Source organism: Alkaliflexus imshenetskii DSM 15055 (assembly GCF_000517065.1).
GTDB classification, from domain to species: Bacteria; Bacteroidota; Bacteroidia; order Bacteroidales; family Marinilabiliaceae; genus Alkaliflexus; species Alkaliflexus imshenetskii.
Genome location: NZ_KI912105.1, coordinates 1,778,200 through 1,802,409, shown reverse-complemented (window position 1 = coordinate 1,802,409; position 24,210 = coordinate 1,778,200). Strand labels below are relative to the sequence as shown.

Sequence of the window (24,210 nt, the reverse complement as noted above, 5' to 3'; positions counted from 1 at the left end):
TAACTTAAACAAATTATACACGGATGAATATTCTGATTTTGGGCTCCGGTGGCAGAGAGCATGCCTTTGGATGGAAGATTAAACTTAGTCCCCTATGCGATAAAATCTATTTTGCACCTGGAAATGCAGGCACACTCGCTATCGGCGAAAATCTGGCTGTCAACCCCAATGATTTTCAGGCTGTAAAGGATGTGGTGATTGCAAAGGGCATAAAAATGGTGGTTGTTGGCCCCGAAGAGCCTTTGGTTAGAGGAGTGGTTGATTTTTTAGAGAGCGATCCTGAACTGAAGGGGCTTATGGTTGTTGGCCCTTCGAAACAAGGTGCCATGCTCGAAGGCAGCAAGGATTTTGCCAAGCAATTTATGATGCGTCACGATATTCCTACAGCACGTTACCTGGCTGTTTCGGCCAAAACTTGCAGCGACGGGAAGGCTTTCATGAAGGGGCTGAAGGCTCCTTACGTCCTCAAGGCTGATGGGCTTGCTGCTGGCAAAGGGGTGCTAATCATCGATGATTATGATGAAGCTTGTGCAGAGCTGGACAGGATGCTTGGCGGAAAGTTTGGTGCGGCAGGCAATACAGTGGTCATCGAGGAGTTTTTGAGCGGCATCGAATTATCTGTTTTTGTGCTCACCGATGGCAACGATTACTTTATCTTACCCGAAGCCAAAGATTACAAGCGTATAGGCGAAGGCGACTCAGGTCTTAACACAGGCGGCATGGGCGCAGTTTCACCGGTTCCTTTTGCCGATGCAGCATTCATGGAGAAGATCGAGAACCGTATCATCCGGCCAACGGTAAATGGCATTCAGGAGGAGGAGATCTCATATCGTGGTTTTATCTTTTTCGGGCTTATAAAAGTTGGCAATGATCCTTATGTGATTGAGTACAACGTGCGTATGGGCGACCCTGAAACCGAAGCTGTTTTGCCTCGCTTGAAAAATGACATTGTTGAACTCTTCATCGATTTGCACAAGGGCAAGCTCAAATCTCATAGAACCGAAACAGATAGTCGCAAAGCGGTTACTGTCGTATTGGTGTCAGGCGGTTATCCGGGCGATTATGAGAAGGGTATAGAAATTTCAGATTTGGCTAAAGTGGATGGCAGTCATGTGTTTCATGCCGGTACCGCCATCAAGTCTGATAAAGTTGTTACCGCCGGAGGGCGTGTAATTGCGATAACATCAATGGCTCCCTCAATCGATGAGGCCCGCGTATTATCTCTCAAGAATGCGTCAAAAATTCATTATCAGGGAAAATATTTCCGTAAAGATATTGGGTTTGACCTGATGTAAATGAGTGCGTATGCTATTCAGATTTTTACATAAAAATGACATTTCAATCGTAATACTGGCACCTTTTCTGGTGCTGGCATTGTGGTTGAGATTTTTTTTCGTGGATATCGTCCACATCACATCGCTCGACAATCCGGCAATGCCGCTGTGGGATGCATTTGTGCTGCCCTATTTTGGTTATTCAAAATACACTGCAGCTACCGGCACTTTTCTGCTAGCCTTACTCACCGGTTTTTCGGTAAACCGGATGGTGGCCCGATATGGCATGTTACAGCACCAAAGCATGATGCCGCTGTTGATTTTTGGGTTGTTATCAGGCGCCTTTTTATCTGTGCAGAAGTTAAATCCGGTATGGTTTTTTGTATTCTTTTTTGTGTTGGCCATTGAGCGGTTATTTGCCACAGTTAACCAGAGAAACCATGCAGTAGGATGTTTTGATGCTGCATTTCTGTTGGGCGTTGGCAGCTTGTTTTACGCCAAAGGTCTTTTCTTTCTCCCAATATTGATAGTAACCATTGGTATTCTCAGGATTGGCAGTTTGTCAAGTCTTGTGGCCTCGTTTTTTGGGCTACTTTTCCCCTTTGTAGCCAGTTTTGTTTATTACTTCTATTTCGAGAAGGGCGTTTGGTTTATTCTGGTGTTAAAAGAGAATCTCATCACCAACCCCGGTCAGTATAACCATACTGTTGTTTCGCACATTTACATGAGTTTTGTTATTGCCATATTGGCTGTTTCCATACTCTCAGTTGTCCGGTATATGTCCGTTCAGAAGGTGATTGTGCGCTTCTACTTCAGAGTGTTTATCTGGATAATTCTACTTGCCGGAGCCGCAGTGCTTACGCCCTTTTTCAGTATGGAGCTGATTCCTTTGGCCGCTGTTGGAGCCTCCGTCACGGTGGCGTTTTGGCTCGAAAGGATTAAGTCTGTATGGATAAAGGAGATCGGTTTTCTTTTATTGGTTTGTTTAACCGTTATCGGGCAGTTTTTCCTTTATTAATCTGTTTTTTGCATACCGAGCCAACGTTTTAAGGTTGTTTCAAGCATCTCCATTTTCACCGGTTTACCCAGATAATCATTCATCCCCGCATCGATACAAGCCTCTCGGTCGCCTTTTAAAGCATTAGCAGTCATGGCTACAATGGGAATATATACTCCCCGGTTCCTCAATATCCGTGTCGCATCCAAACCATTAAGCATAGGCATCTGAATGTCCATTAAAATCAGGTCGATCTGTTTTTTTTCGGTGGCAATAAAATCAACAGCATCTTGTCCGTTTTGGGCAATGATTACTTCATAATGGAGACGGGTAAGCATTTTTTCTGCAATTTTCTGGTTTATGGGATTGTCTTCAACCAGTAAAATGGTTCTGTGACCATTTTGGCAATCATCCGGTGAGTTATTTTGGCAATTATCCTCTGTGTTGTTACCCCACTGCGGGTAAAAGAGTTCAAAAATTGCTGTTCGCAGTGCCGACTGTTTTATGGGTTTCAGAATTGTTTTGTCAAAGCATTTATAAACATGTCTAAACTCTGTAACCAGTAGTATCTGCTTCGTTTTTTTTGAAACTTGCAACAGTTCATCATGAAAAGCCTTTTCGAATCCTTGCAATAGACTGCAATCAGCAATAATGAGGTCAAAGTCCTGCTCGCTTCTGAGAATGTCGAGTGCTTCGTCACGATGTACCGAAATTCGGGGTTTCAAACCCCAATTACGCAGGGTCTTGTTCATCAGCAATATGTTGGTGTGATGATTCTCCAGTAAAAGGATTTTTAGCGCGTTGAACTGTTCCGGGAATTTCTCTATTTCACTGTTTTGAATGTCGCATCTAAAAGGGAGCACAACGTGGAAAATGGTTCCCGGCTGGTCTGAAGGTGTTTCTATCCTGGGGTTGGGGCTCTCTACCCAAATGCGACCACCCATTAGTTCGGTAAGCATTTTTGAGATGCTGGTTCCTAAGCCTGTGCCACCGTATCTGCGAGTGGTTGAACCATCGGCCTGTGTGAATGATTCAAATATTTTCTCGAGTTTTTCAGGTGGTATGCCAATACCTGAGTCCTCAATCCTAAAATGAAGCCACCATGTATCGTCGCCGTTTTTTTCTGAGTCAATGCGAAGAAGGATTTCTCCCTGATTGGTAAATTTGACAGCATTGCCCAACAGATTTATTAAAATTTGGATTAGCCGTCCTTCATCGCCGATAAGCACCGAAGGGATTTTATCATCAATTGACACCCCAACCTCAAGCTGTTTTTTATTTGCTTTAAACGATATTTGATCCGTCAGGTATTCTACGGTAGATTTAAGGTTGAACGGATAGTTTTCAATATTCATTTTACCGGCTTCTATTTTTGAGAAGTCCAGTATATCGTTGATGATGTTCAGAAGGTTGTCACACGATTTGGATATAACCTCGAGTGTGTTGCGCTGCTCGTTGTTAAGTCGGCTCTGCGAAAGCAGTTCAGCAGCACCCACAATGCCATTCATCGGCGTCCTAATTTCGTGGCTCATGTTTGCCAGAAAATCCGACTTGGCTTTGTTGGCTTCTGTTTCTTTTCGCTGCATCTCTTTTTGGGCAGTAATGTCCATGAATGCTTCCAGCTTCACTGAACGTTTGTTAAGGCTAATTGGGATAATATTTTTTAGAATGGTGCGTGATACGTTGTTTTGCGCAATCGAGAGCCGCTCTTCCTGAGAAACAACCTCTATGTCGCCAATGGTTTTTGTTTCGGTTTTGTGATTGGTCTTTTCAAATAGCTGGCTGTAACCCTTAAGTTTAATATATTCAAGCGCTTTTTCGGGAGTGAGAAACCCCATTATGTCTGCTGCGGTCTGGTTAATTTGAATAATCTCCTGGTTGTCATCTGAGATTAAAATTCCCACAGGAAGGTTTTCTGTTATGGTTTGCAGATTGTTCAGTGATTCGTTCAGCGACTGGGTAAGTTGTTTCTTTTCGGTTATATCTTCCCGTATAATTATGAAGTTAGAAATGGTGTTGAACTCATTAAAAACCGGCGATATCTGGATTCTTTCCCAGTAGAGCCGCCCGGTTTTGTTGCGGGTCTCCACATCGCCCGACCAAACATTGCCCGCTTGTATGGTGGTCATCATCACCTGCGAAAAGTCATATATCCCATGATTACTAAAAAAGTAGGGCTTACGGCCAATGGCTTCCTGCTTTTCATATCCGGTTTTCTTAACAAACGATTCATTCACATATTCTGTGATGCCTCTGGTGTTTGTAATCATTATTGCCACCGGGCTTTGTTCTACGGCCATCAATAGTTTCTTGCTCTCCTCCTCGGCACGTTTGCGGAAAAGAATGATACGTGAAATCTGAATTATAAGTATGTAAGTTATAAATCCGGCGAAAAGACTAAAAACTATCAGACTGATATATTTCAGCTTGTTGTATCGTCCCAACACATTTACACTGGTGTTGTTAACTGCAACTACGTTTTTTTGTATGTCGTATGCAATTTTCCTTTCTGTTTCATAGATGCGCTCAAAAATGCTGTCGGCCTGTTTCAGATAGAAATCGATGGTAGCTCCCATCTCTTCCTTCGAAAAATCCTCACTTTCAATCCATTTTCTTATGGTTGTGGATATCCTTGTTGAGAGCGATTGCAAATCACTTATTGGTGGAAAAAGGTCGCGCACCTCCGAAATGGAGCCTGTATAGTAATCGTTTGTGTAAGATATGATTTCCGTTATCTCATCGTTCATCGGCAGGTTTACCGTATTACGATATGTGAAGGTGCCGCCTTCATCAATTATCTTCAGAATAAAGTATGATTCTTCGATGCGGTTTCTGATTTGTTCGTGAAGCGTGCTCAGCTGGCGCTGGGTGTTTGCGGTTTGGTAATATCTGAAGTCGAGCTGTATGTTCATAAGCTGCTCTTTCAGAATAAATGCCAGTTTTTGTTTTTGCTCTTGATTTCTAATGGTTTGCTGGTAGCGTAGCGTGTAGTTTTTGTCAAAATAGTTTTCGATGGTAAGAATGGTAAGAATGGTCACGAAGAAAATCCCGAGCAGTCCAAACAGCTTATTAATAACAGGCTCTTTAATGAATTGGGAAAACTCGGGTTGTAAATTACCCGGAAGGTATCTTTTTAATCGAGTGGCTGTTTTTTCCGGAAAATTAAATCTCATTGTGCTGTTTGATATAAGTTAATTGCCGCATTTCTGGCCCGCGTAATTCCATATTTGGCAAAAAGATCGATTCCCTGAGGGGAACTAAGAAAAGCCATAAATGAATATGCCAATCCCGGGTTTTCGGTGTGCTTTAGTATTGATGCATAAACTTTGGGCGATGGATAAGCAGCATGTAAGGAGATGGTATCAACCAGTGTATAGTGGTGATTGGTAAGATAGCTGGAACGCCAGTCAATGGCTAAGGTAGCCTCTTTGTTGTTCACACTGCGTATGAGTCGTCTGCTGTCGGGTGCCAGTTGTGAAACATTGGCAATTACCTGATTATATAAATTGTCCTGTTCGAGCAGAAGCCGGGTTTCATGTCCCAGTGAGCTCGATTCCGGATTGGCAATCATAACAACGTGGTTGTTGTTGATAAGTGCACACAGAGCGCCATTTACCATTTCCGGATTGCCTGGTGGAACAATTAAAATTAGGCTGTTGGTACCCAAAAAAATAGAATCCAGAATTATATGCCCTGCATCCATACGCAGTTGTTGCAGTCCAAAATAGCTGTCAGGAATAAAAATATCTCCCTTCCCTGATTGAATGATTTGCCCGGTAAGATCCCGCGCGTTGCCATTTTGTATGCGGATAATACATTTATAATGTGATTCGAACCATGCCGTTATCTCCATAACGGGTGCCACCATGCCATTCTCACAATAAATGATAAGCTCTGGCGGACCCTCAATATAAGGATGGTTGTTTGCCAACCTTTGTCGACATCCAACAAGCAATAGAAGACTGATTAGAATTAAAGACGCTTTCATACAACCGGTTTTTCCCACGATGACGTGTAACGATTTAAAAATCATGTAAAACCTTTATTGTTGTCTGCCGGGGTATACGTCAATGGATGGCATTGTCAGACAATATCGGCCATAACCTGCAAATTAAGAAAGGTATGAACCAATTGCCCGAATTTTGTCACAGTTTTGAATGTGTTAATCAAAAAGAATTATGCTTTCCTACTTACGAAGTGCTTTTTCACCCATTTGGGTATGACAAATGCCCCTATGAAGAGGTAGGGATAGTAGCTGATAAGACGCCATAAAAATGCCATGGCTACACCTGTGCCCAATGGAATGAATGCGGCAAGGAATCCTCTGAAAACATATTCAGCAAATCCGCTGCCTCCGGGCGTGGGACTCACAAGCATCATTATCCACATTACCAGTTGCTTGCCAAAAACCAGAATGTGATCGCTCCAACTCAGCCAGTGCATGCCAAAAAAGGTAAGAATTAGCGCGTTCACCACCCAATAGCGAGCTGTCCAGCTAAAAAATGTGGCCACAAATGCTTGTAACCATTTGCTAAACGGCCAGTTTCTGAACTCTTTGGAGGTCTGAATTAACTCCGTGCCGGATTCGTTGGCCTGAGGTCGCCATTTTTTGATAATGGGTAACTTAAAAATCCAAAGGAGAATCCATTTCAATCCTCGCGGGTTGATAAACAAACCGTAGGAGATGACCAGGGTATAAAGAAGTTTCAAGGAGTATCCCACCAAGGCAAATATCAAAAACTGGTTCTGATACCATGGAATAGCTACCTCTTCCGGGTTTAGTGAGAAAATATCGGTACGGCCTATGAGTAGCAGAATCACCGGAAAGGTGAGGATAAAGTAAAGCTCATCAAGAAATGAGGTGACCATGACAACCGCAGTACTGCGTCCCAGAGAAATTCCTTCTTTATTAATAAAGAAAATGGCAACGCTTGTTCCTCCAATTGCCGAAGGTGTGATGGCTGAGGTAAACTCCCAAAGCATCACGATGTTAAAAGTCTTGCGCCATGACAATTTGTTCTGAGTAAGAATCCGCAGGCGTATGATGTATCCCAGGTCGCGTATGCCCATCATCACAAAGGCCAGAAACAACCAAAATACCGATTGAAGTGTGAAACTAAGCAACGACAGACTGCCGGGCTGGTATTCCCTGTAGAGCATAAAACCGGTTACTGCAATGCCAATGAGAATCGGTAGTACAATACGGGCAGGGTGAATGCTTTTGAGAATCTTTCCTGAGTTGTCTGTCATGAATTGTGATTAACCGGGGTGAGCACTCTTGCATCTGTTTTAACAGATACAAAATTAAGTCATTGAGCAGAGATGGGAAAACTCTTCCGGTAGAATTTGATGTTAAGAATACAAAAAAAAACCGGAATTTAATCCGGTTCTTTGTGGAGACAAGGGGAGTCGAACCCCTGACCTTTTGACTGCCAGTCAAACGCTCTAGCCAACTGAGCTATGCCCCCGTTTTTTTAGCGTTGCAAATATAGGTGTTTTTAAAACAATCTTCCAAACCTTTTTCAAAAAAACGTCTGCTTTTTTACCACGCTGGCCATTGCCTTAAAATATTCTATTTGTTTTCAGCTAAATGTGAGATGCATGGTAATTATGACTCTCAATTTATCGCATCACCTCACAATGCTTTATCAGGGTTAAAATTAACACCTGCTTATTTCGATTCGAAGGTTAAAAAACTGGTTGTGAGAGCTTTAGTATCTGTTGCAATTGTTTAGTATGTACAACTTAAGTTAAGTCATATTAAATAGGTTGAATTCCTTAAAAGAGGGTCATAACTTATTTAATATAACCACATAAACTGTTGTATATGGAAACCAGGAAAACGATTAAAGCAGATTTAGAGAGCAAGCGCTCCTTGTTTTTTCAGGTTGGTTTCATCTTGGCTCTGTCGATGACTCTGATCGCCTTTGAATGGTCTTCATCCCAAGAGGCTGCCGATATTAAATTTTTTGGCACCGAAGTGGATGTTCCTGTCGAAATTATTCCTGTTACAGTAATTGAACCTGCAGAGTTGCCCAAACCTCCAAGGCTTATCAGCCAATTGGTTATTACAGATGAACCCATTGATGTGGAGCTGCCCATCGAGTTTATAAACAGTGAATTACCTGAGGAAGGGCACTTTGGGCTACTTGCAATGGCAATAGAGCCAGAGGAACGCGATGAGGTGCACTATTTTGTTGATGAGATGCCCGAATTTCCAGGCGGTGAGCAAGCTCTTCGACGTTTTCTGGCCAGCGCTGTTAAATATCCCAATGAAGCCATTCGAAATCAAGTGGAAGGGCGGGTTTTTGTTGAATTTGTTGTTGACGCCAAAGGGATGGTTACACGTGCAAAGATAGCACGAGGAGTGCACCCATCACTCGACCGTGAAGCATTACGCGTGGTGGAGTCGATGCCTGCATGGAAGCCCGGAATACAGAATGGAAGAAGGGTAAGTGTTTCATTTACAGTGCCAATATTGTTTCAATTGCAAAATTGATGCACCCTTAGTTTTTGTTTGAATTGACAACGAATCAGGAAGGTGCCAAACGTTAAAATTTTTAAAAAAATATAATGTTCAGGAATAAAGAGAGAAAAGCTTGTTTTATTTCATGAGAAAAACTTATTTTTACCTCTCTGTTTCGTTGTTAATTTGTTTTAAAATGCTTGTGAAAATACGGTTTACGTATTATATTTAAGTAACTAATAACCAGCAACCAGTAGTTATGGAAGTTAAAAAATCACCCAAAGCAGATCTCGAAAGCAAGAAAACTGTATTTATGCAGATTGGTCTTGTTGTCACTCTTTCTTTGGTTTTAATTGCCTTTGAGTGGACTACCACTGACGTGAAGATAAATCTTGACTTCATGGAGGCTGACGTAGAGGTGGAAGAAGAGATTATTCCAATTACCCGTCAGGAGGAAGTACAACCACCACCACCGCCACCACCACCGGCAGTGACCGATATCCTTAATATCGTTGACGACGATGTGGAGCTTGATGTAGAACTTGAGATTTTGGATACTGAAATGGACCAGAATTCAATGGTCGATTTCTCTGCCATTGTAGTTGAGGAAGAAGAGCGTGACACCGGTGAAATCTTTATGATTGTAGAAGAGATGCCTGAATTCCCCGGCGGTGATGCCGCATTACAGCGCTATCTTGCCACTTCTATCAGATATCCGGTTATTGCTCAGGAAAACGGTATTCAGGGTCGTGTTTATATCCAGTTTGTAATTAACCAGCAGGGCGAAGTGACCAATGCAGTTATTCTGCGTGGTGTGGATCCCAGTCTCGACCGCGAAGCATTACGCGTGGTTCAGGCAATGCCAAAATGGAAACCAGGTAGACAGCGGAACCGTCCGGTACGTGTTTCCTACACAGTGCCCATTAACTTTGTTCTTCAGTAATTTATCTGATACAACTTTTTTAGGAAAGACCCGGTTTGCGCCGGGTTTTTCTGTTTCTGGACGCTTTTGTTTTACGGTTTCAGCATAGAAATTGAAGGGTGATTAAAAATCCATTATTTTTGCACTCTAAACACTCTTATAAATGAATGATTTGATTTCTACCGGTAAAGAACTCGAAAAGGTTGTTCTTGTCGCCGTAAGAACTCCCGACTTATCGGAAAGCGACGTGAAGGATCATCTCGATGAATTGGCGTTTCTGGCTGAGACAGCAGGCGCGCAGGTGGTTCGCCGGTTTACGCAGAATCTCACGATGACTGACAAGCGCACCTATGTTGGTAGTGGAAAATTAGAGGAGATTCTGGAGTATCTCAAGGTACACGAAGATATTATGGGTGTCATCATAGATGATGAGTTGTCACCTTCGCAGCTGAGAAACCTCGAGGGCGCACTCAAACGCCGCATTCTGGATCGCACCAATCTTATTCTCGATATTTTTGCGAGCCGTGCTCGTACTGCCCATGCTAAAACTCAGGTGGAACTGGCTCAGTATCAATACCTGTTGCCCAGGCTTACGCGTATGTGGACACACCTCGAACGCCAAAGGGGAGGTATTGGTATGCGTGGTCCGGGTGAGAAGGAGATTGAAACCGACCGCCGTATCATTCGAGACATCATTTCAAAACTAAAGAAGGATCTGGAGAAAATTGACAGGCAAATGGCTACCCAGCGCAAAAACCGGGGTAAACTAGTGCGTGTGGCATTGGTTGGTTATACCAACGTTGGGAAGTCAACTTTGATGAATGCGTTGAGCAAAAGCGAAGTGTTTGCTGAGAATAAGCTCTTTGCTACATTGGACACTACCGTTCGCAAAGTTGTGATTGGTAACTTGCCATTTCTACTGGCCGATACGGTTGGTTTTATCCGCAAACTACCCCACCACCTGGTGGAGTCATTTAAATCGACACTGGATGAAGTGCGTGAGGCCGATGTGTTGCTGCATATCGTTGACATCTCGCATCCGGGTTTTGAACAGCAAATAGAGGTGGTAAACACCACATTGCGGGAGATTGACGATCGTGAAAAACCCTCCATCCTGGTATTTAACAAGGTTGACGCATATAATCATGTGCCCAAAGAGGAGGATGATTTAACGCCGGCCACCAAAATGAACATCTCTCTCGAGGAGCTAAAAATGACCTGGATGGCTAATAATACGCCCTGTATTTTTATTTCTGCATTGGAGAAGACAAATTTCAATGAGTTTAGAGATGTGCTCTATCAGGAGGTGTTGAAAGTACATGTAACCCGTTTCCCTTATAATGATTTTCTCTATCCTGAGGGGGACGACGATTTTGAGGAATAGTTCCCGGTTATCTCAATGTGCAATTATCAATTGAAATGGGGACTTCCATGTTTTACAATCAACAATTACTCAGGTAAAAAACTCGGATTGCTTTTATTTTGACATGATCAGTGAACAGAGATAATAGCTGATATTTCAAGGGTAATCTTATCAATACGAAAACGCCGCAAATTGAAAATTTTCAGTTTGCGGCGTTAATGCATGTTGTTAATACTGAAAGATATCAGAAAAGCCCTGATATTTTTCCCTTGTCATCAATATCGATGTGTTCGGCGGCAGGGTGCTCCGGCAATCCGGGCATACGCATGATATTGCCCGTGATGGGGATAATGAAGCCGGCACCGGCCGCAATCTCGATTTCGCGAACTGTTACCACAAAATTCTCGGGGCGTCCCAAAAGCTTTGGGTTATCTGACAGTGATTTCTGTGTTTTGGCGATGCAAACGGGAAGGTGGTCCAGACCCAACCCTTGAATCTTCTTCAAATCGGCTTTGGCCTGGGGCGCATAATCAATGGCCGATGCACCATATATGCGTGTGGCGATGGTCTCGATTTTTTTCTCGATGCTCCAACTCCAGTCGTAAAGAGGCGTCATGTCCGAAGCGCACGATTCAGCCACTTCAGAAACGATGGTGGCCAGTTCTATTGCTCCTTCTCCGCCATAAGCGTGTACTTTGGCAACGGCAACTTTCACTCCCAACTGTTTGCATTTGTTTTTAATCACATTTATCTCCTCTTCGGTGTCGTCGGCAAAGTGATTGATGGCTACCACCGGGCATACATTGAATTTACGCATATTTTCCACATGCTTTTCAAGGTTCTCGATGCCCCGTTCTACGGCAGCCGGGTTTGGTTGCTTGATGTCAGACAAGAGTACACCGCCATGATATTTTAAAGCACGTATGGTGGCAACCAATACGGCAGCGTCGGGCTGTAGTCCGGCTGAAACGCACTTAATGTCGAGGAATTTTTCTGCCCCCAGATCGAAACCAAATCCGGCTTCAGTCACCACATAATCTGAAAGGGTCAGACCCATTTTGGTGGCCAATACGGAGTTGGTGCCCTGCGCTATGTTGGCAAAAGGGCCGCCATGGATAATGGCCGGATTGCCCTCGAGGGTTTGCACCAGGTTTGGTTTGATGGCGTCTTTGAGCAGTGCTGCCATGGCGCCTTCGGCTTTTAAGTCGCGGGCAAAAACAGGTTCTTTGGTATATGTAAAGCCAACAAATATATTGCCTATACGTTTTTTCAGGTCGTCAAAACTTTCGCAAAGGCATAGGATGGCCATGATTTCCGAAGCAGCAGTGATGTCAAATCCGGTCTCACGAGGTACGCCGGAGCTTGTGCCACCCAATCCTACAATTATATTTCTGAGTGAGCGGTCGTTCATGTCCATCACGCGTTTCCAGTGCACGGTGCGCGGGTCGATGCCCAGCGAATTGTTTTTGTTTTGTATGTTGTTATCGATGAGCGCAGCCAGCAGGTTATTGGCTTTTTCGATGGCCGAAAAGTCACCTGTGAAATGCAGGTTGATATCCTCCATGGGTACCACCTGTGCGTGACCGCCACCTGTAGCACCGCCTTTTATGCCAAACACAGGCCCAAGACTGGGCTCGCGCAAAACTACGGTGGTTTGCTTTCCGATTTTGTTCAGGCCTTCGCTCAATCCAATTGAGATGGTGGTTTTGCCCTCGCCGGCAGGTGTTGGAGAGATGGCTGATACCAATATCAGTTTTTTGCCCTTAATTTTGTCAGGGTTGATTAAGTTGAGTGGCAGTTTGGCCTTGTAATGGCCATAGGGTTCGTACACATCTTCGGTAATGCCCAGCCTGGCAGCAATTTCCTTGATAGGCTTTAGCTTTGTGCTTTGAGCAATTTCGATGTCTGATTTCATATCTGGTTAAATAAAAAATTACAATAACATATTGCTGAAACGAAGTCCCAAAAATACAATTTTAGGGTGTAGAAGATTATGTCATTTTTCAGGCTTCTGTATATTTTCTAAAATAGTACTTTTCATATCTATTCGCAAATTCAATGGTCAGAGGCGCCAGCCAAATGTTGTTTGTTAAGGGTTTTCTGTTGTTCACAACCATATACCTCTGAGCATTGATATTAACCTGTCAAATTAATATATTTATTACGCCAGTGTAAGCCTCACCCAAATACTCTGTCTAATGGAGATTCAATTGCTCAAAGACCCCGAAATTGCACCAACCCACGAGGTGTTGAAAGTTGCATTAAGCCAAGCATTCAGTGCCTACCTTGAATTGATGAAATACATCACGTATGACGATTCAGGTTTGTCAGCTGATTGGCATTATTATATGGATGGCAAGGCATGGTTATGTAAGGTTTGCCATAAGAAGAAAACAGTTTGTTGGCTGTCGGTTTGGGAAGGGTTTTTTAAGATTGGGTTCTATTTCACGGCTAAAACAGGGCCAGGGATAGATGCGTTGAACATCTCTGATTGCCTCAAGGAAGATTTTAAGAAGGCTAACCTCATTGGTAAACTGTGGCCACTTGTAGTCAACGTGTATTGCATGGAGCAACTTCAGGATGTGTTATGTGTGATGGATTATAAGAAACAGTTGAAATAGTGGCTAAATAAAAACGGCTTCCCTGACAAAAGGAAAGCCGTTTTTGATCAGAATAATTACTTATAAGCTTGTTATTTTATCAAACCTGCTTTAATCATGTACTCAGCAATCTGAACAGCATTTAAAGCCGCGCCTTTTTTTATCTGATCTGAAACAGTCCAGAATGTAAGGCCATTGGGGTTTGAGAGGTCGCTGCGAACACGTCCTACAAAAACTTCATCACGTCCGGCAAGGAACAGTGGCATTGGATATTCTTTCTCCGAAGGATTGTCCATAAGGATAACACCTTCGGCCTTGCGGAAAGCTTCTCTGGCTTCTTCCACTGAGATTGGCCGCTCTGTTTCTACCCAGATGGATTCTGAGTGGGCACGCATTACCGGTATGCGCACACAGGTGGCGCTAACCTGCACATCTGAACCCATTATTTTGCGGGTCTCGTTGTACATCTTCATCTCCTCTTTGGTATAGCCATTGTCAGTAAACACATCCACTTGCGGAATGATGTTCATGGCCAGCTGATATTGGAACTTGCTTACAGTTGGTTTTTCACCTTTTACAATTTGGTGTACCTGAGTTTCAAGTTCTTCCATTCCGGTGGCTCCGGCACCACTGGCTGCCTGATAAGTTGACACATGGATGCGCTTGATGTGTGACAGGTTTTCGATGGGTTTCAATGCAACAACCATCTGTATGGTGGTGCAGTTGGGATTTGCAATCACTTTGCGGGGGATGTTGGCACATTCTGCAGCATTTACTTCCGGTACCACCAGAGGCACATCATTGTCCATGCGGAAAGCACTGGAGTTGTCAATCATGATGGCGCCATGTTTGGTGATGGTCTTCTCAAACTCTTTGGATGTAGATGCTCCTGCTGAAGTCAAGGCAATGTCAATTCCCTTAAAATCGTCGTTGTGCTTCAGCTCCTTCACCGTAAGTTGTTTTCCCTTGAAGGTATATGTGTTTCCTGCACTTCTGGCCGAACCGAATAAAACCAGTTCGTCCATTGGGAAATTCCTCTCTTCCAAAACGCGCAGGAATTCTTGTCCCACGGCTCCGCTGACGCCAACAATTGCTACTCTCATTTCCTGGTTTAATTAATTGTTTTACAATAGATGAAAATTGCGTATTTTAACGACATGATTTTTATCATTTCGCATCTCATAATTGCAACAAAAATAGATAATTAATTATAACCTTACCCCATGCGTACCCTATTTATTTTATTATTTCTGCCTGTTTCCATGCTTTTTGGCCAGGTTGTAGAATCTTTCTCCGATGGTGATTTTACGGATAATCCGACTTGGGTCGGAATGACTGATTATTTCAGAATTGATCCGCAATCTGGTGCACTTCAGTTGTATGCGCCAGCCGAGGCCGGAAACGCCTGGATTTTCACCAGATCATCTGCAATTGAAGAGGCTGTTTGGGAGTTTTCTTTCCGAATGGGTTTTAATCCATCGGCCAATAACTACGCGAGGGTTTACCTTACGGCCAATGCGCCGGACATCAATCTCATTACGTCTTCCTATTACCTCGTACTTGGAACTACTGCCGACAATGTGTCGTTGTGGCAAAATATCGGTGGTAAACATACCCGATTAATCGAAGGGGTTGCCAAGCGTTTGGATTTTAACAATGTGAACGGACGTGTGCGCGTCACCCGCAACATAGGAGGGGCTTTTGCCCTCGAAACCAATATGGGCGATGGCTGGATAGAGGAGGGCCGAAGCGAATTGTCGGTAGGGCATGTTTCAGAATGGTTCGGTTTTAGTTGCCATTATACTGCCACACGCAACAGCCACTTTTGGTTTGATGACATTTTGGTTACCGGCCAGCCTTATCGCGATACAATTCCTGTACTCGTGGAGCATTTACACGTGGTGAGCCGCCACAGGCTCGAGGTTCAGTTCTCAAAGCCAGTTGCCAATCTTTTGTATTCGGCTTCAAACTTCACCATTCATCCGGGCAGTCTCATCCCCCAAATTGAGCCATCAGAATCCAATCCCTTTGTTTTAAACTTGCGATTTAATTCGGAATTACCTGTTAGCGAAGGGAGCAGTTTAACGATATCCGGAGTTGCTGATAAAGATGGCAACCAGATGCCTGAAACGAGATTTCCCTATTTCTATGAGCCATCGGTGGTTAGTTCCATTGGCATGGTTGAGCCAAACAGAGCCAAAATCTGCTTCAGCAGACCGGTGGATGGGGGCACGCTTGGACTCTCCTCTTTTAACTGGGAAGATACCGGTCCACGTGTGGCTGATGTGGTCTTACTATCGGATGGTTGTGTTGAGGTGCTTTTTGCGGATGATATACCAAATGGCAGGGTGTTGAATATGACGCTTGGACCGGTATATGCAGTCAATGGGGATTTGTATCCTTCCGGCCCTTATGTGCTCTATTTTTATCAGCCGCAGCGCTACGATTTGGTTTTTACCGAAGTGATGCATGACCCTTCACCGCCGGTAAGATTGCCCGATTCGGAATACATTGAAATTTTTAACCGTGGCAACAACCCTATAAATCTGGCGGGATTTACGCTAGGTGTGGGGAGTAGAACAGCCACTTTGGGGAGCTCACTGATTTTTCCGGGCGATTACCTTCTGCTTGTGCCATCTACACAAGTAGTATGGTGGGCTGATGTGGATAACAAACTGGCAGTGACCTCTTGGCCCATACTCCCAAATACCGGAGGCGACATCGTATTGAGGTGTCCTCGAAAAACGGTGATTGCATCGTTAAGTTACAATGGCAATATGGGGCAGGCAGGTTTTAAAAGCGATGGAGGCTGGTCTCTTGAAGTGATTGATACGGATAACCTTTCAAGTGACTGGGATAACTGGGGCTATTCTGATTCACCATCCGGGGGAACTCCCGGAATGTCAAATTCTATTTCCGGTTCCATGCCTGATAACATTAATCCATCGGTTATTGATGTTTTTTTGCTGTCTGACAGTTGCGTGGTGGTTCAGTTTTCTGAACCGATGGCAGACAATGCGAGGCTTACTATAGAGGGGCTCCAAGTTTCACCATACAGGGAGGCAGCGCGCGTATCCTTAGAGGAGATTTTTCATAACGCCATCACAATGTGTTTTGCTGATGCTTTACCCCGCAATGAAGTTTTTGAACTTGGGTTTAAAAGTTTGCCGCAAGATTTGGCAGGCAATATGCTACAATCGCCAAATGTGGTAAGGGTTGCTAATCCTGTTGATCCTGAACCTTTCGATGCTGTAATCAATGAATTGATGTTTGATCCCCCGGCCGGTGGTGAAGATTTTGTGGAGCTTTTTAACCGTTCAGATAAGGTGTTGGATTTGTCAAAGTACTATTTGTCGCGCAATGGGGACAATGGTCTGCCCGAGAAACTGGTGTCATTGTCGTTGCAAACACGGCCATTCTTCCCCGGCGATCACCTTGTGTTTACTTCGGGTCGCGATTGGCTCTTGTCTTCTTACGATATTCCGTGTCGGCTTCTGGTGCAAAACCTGACCGCACTACCCAATTTTGTGAATGCAGGAGGTACCGTATTCTTAACGGATGTGGCCGGGGTGGTGTTCGATAGGTTGGATTACAGTGATAAGATGCATTTCTCATTGCTCACTTCTACCAAAGGGGTTTCATTGGAGCGTATCGATGTGGGAGCCCCATCCGGTGATGTTTTCAATTGGCACTCGGCAGCGGCACAAAGCAATTATGCAACTCCGGCACGACGAAACTCTCAGGCGGGCAATCAATCGCAGGTAACAGAAAGTTCAATTTTTCTTGAACCCGAGGTTTTTACACCAAATCAGGATGGCGTGGACGATCTGCTGTTTATCCGATACCGATTTAAGGAGCCTGGCTACAGTTGCACGGTGACAGTGTTCAACCGGGAAGGGCATCCGGTCAGACATATTGCAAATAACTCACTCGCCGGACGCGAGGGTTTCTTCTCCTGGGATGGGACAGATGATTCAGGCCGCCGGTGTAACTCCGGCATCTATATCGTGTTAATCCGGTATTTTAATCTGAAGGGAAAAGTGACGGAACAAAAACTGGTTACGGTGCTGGGTGTGAGTTCGAGATAGTCAGTTTTTTGTTTGATGCTGATATAGGTTATAGCCTCTCCTTTTTTATCAGAGTCAAATTTTCGGATACAATCAGGTCGAAACGTGTCAGTTGGCTGTCGCGAACAATAAGTTCGAAAAGGGTAGGCACACCGGCTTTGTGAATTTCTATCGCATTCATCAATTCGCCGTGCTCTAATGTAAGTTTCTGTATTGATTCAGGAAGGTTGCTGAGCAAAAGGTTTTTTTTGTACTCCACAAGGCTGCCATCCGCAGAAAACCTGGCCAGATACTCTTGCCCCTTTATGAAGAAAATGGCTTCATGCAGACTGTTTTCAGAAGTGTTCCACTCAATGTTTCTGCATCCCTTAAAGTGTGACAGAAGGCTCTTCTGGATCACTTTGGATGGCTTTTCAGAAGGTTTTTTGAATAGTTTATTTAATAGATTGTCCATTGTACAATTTTGTGAAAAATATTGGTGTGACACACATTACTCATTTTCGAGTTCTTTTAGAACATAAAGAAGACGAGCCTTGGCACGTTTCATTCTCATTTTGGCAGCACTCTCAGTTATTCGGAGTGAAACGCCAATCTGTTTAAAGCTAAGGTTGTATTCATATCGCATCAGTAAGAGCGCTTTCTCTTCGGGGTGAATCTGCTCCATGGCTTTTTCGAGGTGTTCAAGTGTTACTTCAGGCGTCTCTTCTTCTTCATCAATAATCTCAGGAATTTCATTTTCCTTGTTCCAGGCAGGGTAGTGAAGTTTCTTCTTGAATCTTAAATAGTCGATACATTGATTGTATGTAATTGAGTATAGCCACGACGAGAAAGATGACTGTCCCTTAAAACTGTCGAGTTTTTCGTATGCCTTGGATAGCACATCTCTGGCCATCTCTTTAGCCAGTGATTTGTCTTTTAGAAGGCTGTAACATTTGTCAGTTACCCGGGCATAGTAGCGACTGTATATCACTTCATACAAACTTGAATCACCATCATTTTTTATTTTCCGGATCAACTCTTCGTCTTTGATATTTTGATGTGGGTTAATCTGCATGGTTGCTTTGAAGAATGTGATGGTTTTTAATATCAGGTTTTTATGACGATGATTTTTTTTTTGAAAAAGCGGTTACTTTTTAAGATAGATGCGTCTTAATACCGAAATCCGGAAGTCCGGATGTAAAATCGAAAATAAATATAAACACAATTTTTTGGAGGAATCTAATTATGAAAAACATTTTTTCCGGTATTGCTGTCTTGTTCATGCTAATTTTTGTGACTTCTTGTGGTCAATATCCTCAAGCTGAATTGAATTCTGCCAAAGCAGCTCTGGATTCTGCCCGCGAAGCCGGAGCTGATATTTATGTGTCTGAGGAATTTAATGCCGCTGTGGACTCATTTAATGTGGCAACTCTGCTGGTTGAAGAACAAAAAGCCCGTTTCTTGTCAAACTATGAAAATGCCAAACTCAAACTGGCTGAGGTTTCAACTGTGGCAGGAGGTTTGGTTGCCAAAACAGCCGAGCGTAAGGAAGAGTTCAGACAACAGGCTTTAGCTGCAATTTCGCAGCTCGATGTGTTGGTGAAGGAGGATCTTGAGTTACTTATTCAGGCTCCCAAAGGAAAAGAAGGTGCTGCTGCACTGGAAGCTATTAAATCTGAATTAGGTGTGCTCGAAACGGCTTTATCTGAAGCAAATAAACTGGTTGAATCTGGCGAATTCGCTTCAGCTACCGACAAGGCAAATGCCGCTTACGAAAAGGCTTTGACCATCAATGAAGAGCTTAAAACAGCCATTGCCCGTAGCAGCAAAAAACGATAGTTCATTAACCTGAATAGAAGCCCCGGGTTGTAATAGAGCCCGGGGTTTTTTATGACAGCTAAAATGAAGCGAATTATATATTTGGGCATAGCTATTTTGTTGATGGGTGCATGTTTTCTGGTTTTTTTGCTCAGAAACAAGCAGGAGAAACATGCCGCAATATTTCGCCAATTGGCTGCTGCCTATGAGAGTTTGTCAACTGCGCGTAGCAATCAATTAAACCATTATGCAGCCGATGAGTTTTTGTTGGCCGAAGCATTATACAACGAAGCGCTTGCCAAATGCAAGCATCAAAGTGATAAATGGATTTTGAGGCGTGATTACTCTGAAGTGGCGCAGCTGCTTGAAAAAATTCAGTTGATTGTGTCAGACGCAGGAGTCCGGGCTGTGGATAAGATTCAGAGGATAAATGAAGATTACCAAAAACAAAACTCTGAGGTGGGGCAAATGATTCATCGATATGAAGCGTTTTACTCCCATCTGCCTTTACCGGAAGAGGTGAGGGCCGGATTTGTTAAGGGCAGACTGATATATGACGAGGCCGGGTTGGCATATAGTAAAGGCGTTCTTAATACCGCCCAAAGCCTGATGAATAGGTCTGCTGCATTGGTTGGAGGGGCTTATTATTTTGGGGATGAAATGCTTAAAGACTACTTTGGTGCCCATGAGGAGTGGAGACGGTTGAATGGGGAGGCGCTTCGTGCTTCATTCTCTCAAAAAGTAATTTTGATTGATAAAGTGGCCAGGATATTATATGTGTACAAAAATGGAAAGCCTGTGCACGAAATGGCTTCAGAACTTGGATCAAACTGGGTAGGCGATAAATACCGGGAGGGGGACATGACCACTCCTGAAGGAAAGTACCTCGTTAGTCAGAAGAAGGAAGGAAACAGAACCATATACTATAAAGCGTTGCTTCTAAATTATCCCAATGAGCAAGATAAGCAGCGATTCGAAGATAATAAGCAAAAGGGTCTGATTCCCAGAAATGCCAGTATCGGCAGCCTTATAGAGATTCATGGTTCAGGCGGACGGGGAGTTGATTGGACAAAAGGATGCATTGCACTTGAAAATCACGATATGGACACGTTGTTCAGATTGGTTGAGGTTAACACGCCTGTATACATTGTGGGTTCGCTCAAATCATTAAACGAACTTTATAACATTGGCTCCATTCGGCCGCGCAGATAACAATTTATTGTTTTAAGATGATATTTAAGAAATACTTAAGTTTAAGCAGAGAGTCATTTGCTGTTTTAGTTTCGAGCTTTTTCTTCGGCGGTTTTTTGCTTTTAATAATCACGCCAACGCTATCAGAAAAGGTCATTTTGTTAACTTCTTCCGTAAAAGGAGAGGTTCCTGACAATGAATCTCTGGTTAAAAGTGAGCTGTTATTGATGGATAAACTGGAAAGGTGCAGACCGGCTGGTGCCTATCTCGTAATCAACACTACTTTAAATCAGTTTCAGCTGTATAACAAGCGCGAGTTGGTGCGCGAGGGGGTTTGCTCAACCGGCAGTTATACCAAATTGGTTAAGAGTGATGAGGAGTCCTGGTTGTTTAAAACGCCCAAAGGCGTTTTTCGCATCCAGAGCAAAATCACCAACCCTCTTTGGCGAAAGCCTGACTGGTACTTTGTTGAATCTGGTCTGCCTGTGCCACCGGCGGGGCATCCATCCAGGTTTGAATATGGCGTTTTAGGTGATTATGCTCTGAGTCTTGGCAGTGGTTATCTGATTCACGGCACCTTATATCAGCGATTCCTGGGTCTTTCGGTTACGCATGGGTGCGTGCGAATTGGTGATGAGGATCTTGAGTCGATTTTTAAAACTATGCCGGTAGGTGCACGCGTGTATATTTTTTAATATGTAGTGATAAGGTTAATTGAAATTAGTATATGGATTTTCCGAAAGTAGATAGCAGTGATTCGCAAAGTGGCACAGATAGCACCATCAGGTGGCGAACGGTTTGTTTGGTTGGGGGTGTGAGTGTTTTTTTGCTGGCATTGGTTTTTCTAACCCTCAGCACCATTTCTGTTTTTATTGCCATGAGCAACCTTAACAAGACTTATGCAGATAAAGAGTTTGGAACTGTTGCTGCGCCATCAACGGCCTTCCTCGAGAGTCGTCTGGCTGCTTCTAAGTTGGACTCTGTTTCACTGGTACTTGATTTGCCGCAGAAGCGCGTCACACTCGAAATGGGTGGTGTAGTGGTGTATGATGCATTAATTGATAATGTGAAGTCATCGCCGGTAATCCGGAAGTTGGACTCAAAGTCTTTGGTGGCTTTGGCTCGAGAACCATCGAGGATAGTGAGGTGGGAGGCATCGGTCGAGAAGGAACCGATAACCATTCTCCAGGCTCCTGCCACACCCGAAGAGGCAGAAGCAATAGCTTTTGAAGTGCCGGAAAATAAAAGGTACGATGCGTTTTTTACACTGGATTTGGATTCAGGAATTCGGTTGGTTTTCACCCACCATGAAGGGTTCTCGTTTAAAAAGTGGTTGTGGCTGACTCGCCAAAATCTCAATGTAATAACAAATAGTTTAGGCTCTGTTTTTAAAGGCGAAATGCCACGATATACTCCAGTCATAAGCGTAGACCTTTCACCTCACGACGCCTTGGTTATTTTTAGAGCCATACCCGAAAATGGATACGCGGTTCTGAATTTCACCCATTAAAACAGATTTATTTCTGAACCTTGCGTTCGGGATATAAAATTCAGCAAACAGACTAGTAGAACTGCCATGTAGCAAACCTGATAAGATTTGCTACATGGCAGTTGTATTATACTCTTACAAAGTATTCACCAATTCGGCAATAACACGCGTCATGTTGGGTTCAGCTGCAGCTGCAACTTGTTGAACCTCTTCGTGCGATATTTCAACAATTTGTCCGGGTACACCAGAGTCGGTTATAATGGAAACACCAAAACAGGTCATGCCCATGTGACGGGCAACAATTACCTCTGGCACTGTTGACATGCCCACGGCATCACCACCAATGATGCGAAAATTCTTGTATTCGGCTGGCGTCTCAAATGTTGGACCTGCTGTGCCCACATAAACACCTTGCTTCAGCTCTATTCCCTCTTTTTTTGCAATTGCATTGGCTCTCTTTATGAGTTCGTGGCTATACGGCTGGCTCATATCCGGGAATCGTGGCCCCAGCTCTGCCATGTTTTTACCCAATAGCGGATTGGTGCCAAACATATTTATGTGGTCATCAATAATCATGATATCACCAACTTTAAAATCAGGGTTTAGTCCTCCGCTGGCGTTTGATACAATTAGCTGTTCTATTCCCATCAGTTTCATTACGCGTACCGGGAAAGTTACCTGTTGCATCGTGTAACCTTCGTAGTAGTGAAACCTGCCTTGCATGGCCATCACAGGCTTACCTTTTATAGTACCGAAGATGAGCTGTCCCTGATGACCCTCTACGGTGGACACCGGAAAGTTTGGGATTTCTCCGTAGGGAATAGTTTTTTCGATGTCAATCTCTTTAACAAGTCCGCCGAGACCTGTTCCCAGGATGATTCCTACCTGTGGCTTGGTTTTTTGTGCAGCCATCAGAAATTGGGCTGTTTCTTTAATTTTTTCCAGCATAATCGGTTATTTTTTTGTCAAACAATGGTTGTGCATCAAAAAGAAATTTTAGTTCTATTGGGATATACCAAATGCGTGATTGCAGTTGGTCTGTCATTCCCTGAGTCGCATTTAGTCGTATGGCATCCTTTTCGGTTGTAAGGATGTGGGAGTTGGCACCCTCTTTTATCAATGTTTTCTGAATTTGTTGTAGGTCGTTTTGCGTAAAATGATGGTGATCCGGATAAGAAATAGGGATAACCTTTGTGCTAAATTTAGCTGCCATCTTGAAGAACGGCAGTGGGTTACCAATTCCTGCAAGGGCAATAATCGGCGCGTCTGGATCTAGTAAAGATTCAAACTCATCAGCGCTTAAATTCTCGTTAAGCGGGACCGGGTTTTTATAGGCAATGGCGGTGTAAAACAGCTCCTGATGATTCGCTGGTTTTAATCTTCTTTTTATCTCTTCAGCCTCTGAAAGAGTAAGATTTTCAGGGCATTTGTTTATCACAATCAAATCGGCACGTTTGATGCCTGAGCGGGGTTCACGAAGGTTTCCGGCCGGCAGACAATGGTCTTTCCATATCGGCCTGTAATAATCCATCACCAATACAGAATATCCAGGTTTTACATACCTGTGCTGATAGGCATCGTCCATTAAGATAACTTGTGGAGGATGTTCTTGCGAGAGTAGTCGCTCTAGACCTAAAACCCGCTTTTCCGATACAGCCACCGTAAGTTGTTTAAACTTACTTTTCATCTGCATGGGTTCATCACCTATGGACTCATATCCGGTATTGTCATTTGCAATAAGAACACCCTTTGTTTTTCTTCCGTAGCCGCGACTCAAGATGGCACAATGATACTTGGGAGATAAAAGTCTGACCAAGTGTTCAGTTAAAGGGGTTTTGCCGGTACCACCAACCGTTAGATTGCCAATGGAGATAACAGGTAACTGATACTGCGTAACAGACAGATGTCCCGTATCGAAAAGCCTGTTGCGTATGGCAGTAATTGCTGCATATAACCAGGAAAAAGGAAGAAGCAACAGGCGTAACTTTGACATAGATAGGATGATGCCGTTTGTGATGGGAAAAAGTTTCTGCTAACCACCTGT

At 43.7% G+C, this 24,210-nt stretch carries 20 protein-coding genes and 1 tRNA gene; 11 read left to right on the top strand and 10 right to left on the bottom strand.

The annotated features are described in order from the left end of the window. The first annotated feature begins 23 nt into the window (after positions 1-23). Together purD and ALKIM_RS0107365 are read left to right on the top strand one after the other, a co-directional pair. Positions 24-1,295: a phosphoribosylamine--glycine ligase gene (gene purD, locus ALKIM_RS0107370; protein ID WP_026474074.1), complete on the top strand. Its 1,272-nt coding sequence runs from the start codon at positions 24-26 to the stop codon at positions 1,293-1,295. A 10-nt stretch (positions 1,296-1,305) separates the two neighbouring features. Then, positions 1,306-2,292 carry an LTA synthase family protein gene (locus ALKIM_RS0107365; RefSeq protein WP_026474073.1) on the top strand — a complete coding sequence of 329 codons (987 nt, stop codon included), beginning with the start codon at positions 1,306-1,308 and terminating at the stop codon, positions 2,290-2,292. Here the strand turns inward: ALKIM_RS0107365 and ALKIM_RS0107360 are convergent. The 4 genes from ALKIM_RS0107360 to ALKIM_RS0107345 all read right to left on the bottom strand — a co-directional run bounded on the left by ALKIM_RS0107360 (position 2,289) and on the right by ALKIM_RS0107345 (position 7,739). After that, positions 2,289-5,444 carry a PAS domain-containing hybrid sensor histidine kinase/response regulator gene (locus tag ALKIM_RS0107360; protein ID WP_026474072.1) on the bottom strand — a complete coding sequence of 1,052 codons (3,156 nt, stop codon included), beginning with the start codon at positions 5,442-5,444 and terminating at the stop codon, positions 2,289-2,291. The genes ALKIM_RS0107365 and ALKIM_RS0107360 overlap by 4 nt on opposite strands. Next, complete coding sequence (locus ALKIM_RS17920; RefSeq protein ID WP_052345466.1) at positions 5,441-6,259, bottom strand: substrate-binding domain-containing protein; 819 nt, start codon at positions 6,257-6,259, stop codon at positions 5,441-5,443. The genes ALKIM_RS0107360 and ALKIM_RS17920 overlap by 4 nt, the downstream gene beginning before the upstream one ends. A 188-nt stretch (positions 6,260-6,447) precedes the next feature. Continuing rightward, positions 6,448-7,521 carry a lysylphosphatidylglycerol synthase transmembrane domain-containing protein gene (locus ALKIM_RS0107350; protein WP_026474071.1) on the bottom strand — a complete coding sequence of 358 codons (1,074 nt, stop codon included), beginning with the start codon at positions 7,519-7,521 and terminating at the stop codon, positions 6,448-6,450. 144 nt (positions 7,522-7,665) lie between these two features. Beyond that, positions 7,666-7,739: transfer RNA gene (locus tag ALKIM_RS0107345), tRNA-Ala, on the bottom strand. 359 nt (positions 7,740-8,098) lie between these two features. On the opposite strand from ALKIM_RS0107345, the gene ALKIM_RS0107340 reads away from it, so the two are divergent. From ALKIM_RS0107340 to hflX, 3 genes are all read left to right on the top strand, one after another. After that, complete coding sequence (locus tag ALKIM_RS0107340) at positions 8,099-8,770, top strand: energy transducer TonB (RefSeq protein ID WP_026474070.1); 672 nt, start codon at positions 8,099-8,101, stop codon at positions 8,768-8,770. A gap of 226 nt (positions 8,771-8,996) precedes the next feature. After that, positions 8,997-9,680: an energy transducer TonB gene (locus ALKIM_RS0107335; protein WP_026474069.1), complete on the top strand. Its 684-nt coding sequence runs from the start codon at positions 8,997-8,999 to the stop codon at positions 9,678-9,680. Positions 9,681-9,822: 142 nt separating this feature from the next. Next, complete coding sequence (gene hflX, locus ALKIM_RS0107330) at positions 9,823-11,043, top strand: GTPase HflX (protein ID WP_026474068.1); 1,221 nt, start codon at positions 9,823-9,825, stop codon at positions 11,041-11,043. Between the two features lie 223 nt (positions 11,044-11,266). Here the strand turns inward: hflX and ALKIM_RS0107325 are convergent, their stop codons facing one another. Continuing rightward, a complete protein-coding gene (locus ALKIM_RS0107325) occupies positions 11,267-12,937 on the bottom strand; it encodes a formate--tetrahydrofolate ligase (protein ID WP_026474067.1) in 1,671 nt (556 codons plus the stop codon). Between the two features lie 283 nt (positions 12,938-13,220). On the opposite strand from ALKIM_RS0107325, the gene ALKIM_RS0107315 reads away from it, so the two are divergent. Continuing rightward, on the top strand, positions 13,221-13,643 hold the full coding sequence (locus ALKIM_RS0107315; RefSeq protein ID WP_026474066.1) for a DUF3788 family protein: 423 nt from the start codon (positions 13,221-13,223) through the stop codon (positions 13,641-13,643). A 71-nt stretch (positions 13,644-13,714) separates the two neighbouring features. Here the strand turns inward: ALKIM_RS0107315 and ALKIM_RS0107310 are convergent, their stop codons facing one another. Then, complete coding sequence (locus tag ALKIM_RS0107310; protein ID WP_026474065.1) at positions 13,715-14,725, bottom strand: aspartate-semialdehyde dehydrogenase; 1,011 nt, start codon at positions 14,723-14,725, stop codon at positions 13,715-13,717. Between the two features lie 120 nt (positions 14,726-14,845). Here ALKIM_RS0107310 and ALKIM_RS0107305 point away from each other — a divergent pair, with 120 nt between their 5' ends. Next, on the top strand, positions 14,846-17,710 hold the full coding sequence (locus ALKIM_RS0107305) for a lamin tail domain-containing protein (RefSeq protein ID WP_026474064.1): 2,865 nt from the start codon (positions 14,846-14,848) through the stop codon (positions 17,708-17,710). 28 nt (positions 17,711-17,738) lie between these two features. On the opposite strand, the gene ALKIM_RS0107300 is transcribed toward ALKIM_RS0107305, so the two are convergent. Both ALKIM_RS0107300 and ALKIM_RS0107295 read right to left on the bottom strand, forming a co-directional pair. After that, the gene (locus ALKIM_RS0107300) at positions 17,739-18,143 is read right to left on the bottom strand and encodes a hypothetical protein (protein ID WP_026474063.1); all 405 of its coding nucleotides are present in this window, start codon (positions 18,141-18,143) and stop codon (positions 17,739-17,741) included. A 36-nt stretch (positions 18,144-18,179) separates the two neighbouring features. Further along, positions 18,180-18,743: an RNA polymerase sigma factor gene (locus ALKIM_RS0107295; protein WP_026474062.1), complete on the bottom strand. Its 564-nt coding sequence runs from the start codon at positions 18,741-18,743 to the stop codon at positions 18,180-18,182. A 170-nt stretch (positions 18,744-18,913) separates the two neighbouring features. Between ALKIM_RS0107295 and ALKIM_RS0107290 the strand changes: the two genes are divergently transcribed. From ALKIM_RS0107290 to ALKIM_RS0107275, 4 genes are all read left to right on the top strand, one after another. Then, positions 18,914-19,507, top strand: coding sequence for a DUF4398 domain-containing protein (locus ALKIM_RS0107290; RefSeq protein ID WP_026474061.1), 594 nt, complete (start codon positions 18,914-18,916; stop codon positions 19,505-19,507). Between the two features lie 63 nt (positions 19,508-19,570). After that, on the top strand, positions 19,571-20,698 hold the full coding sequence (locus tag ALKIM_RS19205) for a L,D-transpeptidase family protein (RefSeq protein WP_052345465.1): 1,128 nt from the start codon (positions 19,571-19,573) through the stop codon (positions 20,696-20,698). Positions 20,699-20,835: 137 nt separating this feature from the next. After that, the gene (locus tag ALKIM_RS17910; protein WP_218916680.1) at positions 20,836-21,372 is read left to right on the top strand and encodes a L,D-transpeptidase; all 537 of its coding nucleotides are present in this window, start codon (positions 20,836-20,838) and stop codon (positions 21,370-21,372) included. Between the two features lie 32 nt (positions 21,373-21,404). Next, positions 21,405-22,187, top strand: coding sequence for a hypothetical protein (locus ALKIM_RS0107275; protein ID WP_026474060.1), 783 nt, complete (start codon positions 21,405-21,407; stop codon positions 22,185-22,187). 114 nt (positions 22,188-22,301) lie between these two features. Here the strand turns inward: ALKIM_RS0107275 and ALKIM_RS0107270 are convergent, their stop codons facing one another. Both ALKIM_RS0107270 and lpxK read right to left on the bottom strand, forming a co-directional pair. After that, positions 22,302-23,114 (bottom strand): purine-nucleoside phosphorylase, encoded by an 813-nt coding sequence (locus tag ALKIM_RS0107270; RefSeq protein ID WP_026474059.1) that lies wholly within the window; start codon positions 23,112-23,114, stop codon positions 22,302-22,304. Beyond that, positions 23,098-24,159 carry a tetraacyldisaccharide 4'-kinase gene (lpxK, locus tag ALKIM_RS0107265; protein WP_026474058.1) on the bottom strand — a complete coding sequence of 354 codons (1,062 nt, stop codon included), beginning with the start codon at positions 24,157-24,159 and terminating at the stop codon, positions 23,098-23,100. The genes ALKIM_RS0107270 and lpxK overlap by 17 nt, the downstream gene beginning before the upstream one ends. Between the last annotated feature and the right edge of the window lie 51 nt (positions 24,160-24,210).